1 protein-coding gene is annotated in these 1,145 nt (G+C 66.9%); it reads right to left on the bottom strand.

Annotated features, from left to right (window positions below):
- Positions 1–16 precede the first annotated feature (16 nt).
- Positions 17–937: a transposase gene (locus LY625_RS13330; protein ID WP_233740806.1), complete on the bottom strand. Its 921-nt coding sequence runs from the start codon at positions 935–937 to the stop codon at positions 17–19.
- Positions 938–1,145 lie beyond the last annotated feature (208 nt).

The raw sequence follows: 1,145 nt of genomic DNA, 5'->3' as shown, positions 1-1,145 counted from the left end.
GAGCAACTGTGTTGAGTTAGGCGAGGGCGGTGGCTGCGCGGTGGTCACGTATCCGTGCGTTGAGGATGACGAGCAGCTTGCGCATGCTGGCGACGATAGCGACCTTGGCCGGCTTGCCGCGTGCCCTGAGCGATTGGTAGAAGTCCCGCAGGCGCGGCTCGTAGCGGATGGCGCTCAAGGTGGCCATGTAGAGCACTGTGCGGACCACGGCACGCCCACCCCAGACGTGCCGGGTGCCTTGCCACGAGCCGCTGTCACAGGCCAAGGGGGCCACCCCTACGAGCTTGGCAATGGCCTTGCCATCGATCTGACCCAGTTCGGGGAGATGTCCGGCCAGCGTGGCCACCAGCACTGGACCGACCCCCTTGACCTGCTGAAGTGCGGCCAATTGGGGCTGGGCGGCCACCTGGCCGGCGATGCGTGCATCCAGTGACTTGAGGCTGCGCTGCAGATGCGCCAGCGTTGCCTTGAGCTGGCTGCGCAGCCACGGATCATCCAGGCCCTCCAAGCGCTGCCGCTCCTGTTGCAGCGCCTGGACCAGATGGCCCCGGCGCTGCTGGTACTGGGCCAATTGCTGTTGCCAGGGCTCCGGCGGCTGGTAGCGGGGCAAGTCCAGCAGCGCCGCCATCTGGGCCAGGACCCGCGCGTCCAGCGCGTCGGTCTTGGCCAGTTGCCCCGTGGCCTTGGCAAAGTCCCGCGCTTGGCGAGGATTGATCCGTACGACCGGCAGGCCGGCCGCGTGGAGCGCCTCAAGGGCCGCACGTTCGTAACCGCCGGTAGCCTCCAGCACCACCTGTCGGCAGGGGGTCGCTCGAAACCGGGCCACCAGCCGGCGCAGGCCGCGTGCATTGTTGTCGAACCGCTCCGGCCGATCGCCGCCATGGACCGCGACATCCAACCACTGCTTGCACACATCAATCCCGATGCCACAGGCCATACCGGACTCCGCTAAGCTGAAGGGGCGAGAGATCTCCCTGCGGCCCAGCCTTATCGTTACGAGCGCCAACTCGGGCAACTGTTCGGGCGTGTGCGGGAGATAACCGGTGTGGCGACCCTGCTCTCCCGCGGTCGTGCCGACCAAGGAACTGGCGGTCGACCACACCGGCTCTCGCCCTTCAATCTCGCAGATCGGAAAGAGATAAGGA

The sequence above is a fragment of the Lysobacter sp. GX 14042 genome (assembly GCF_021390425.1).
In the GTDB taxonomy this organism is placed as follows: domain Bacteria; phylum Pseudomonadota; class Gammaproteobacteria; order Xanthomonadales; family Xanthomonadaceae; genus Novilysobacter.
Note: the sequence above shows the minus strand (reverse complement) of the source record. Positions and strands in the feature narration are given on the sequence as shown.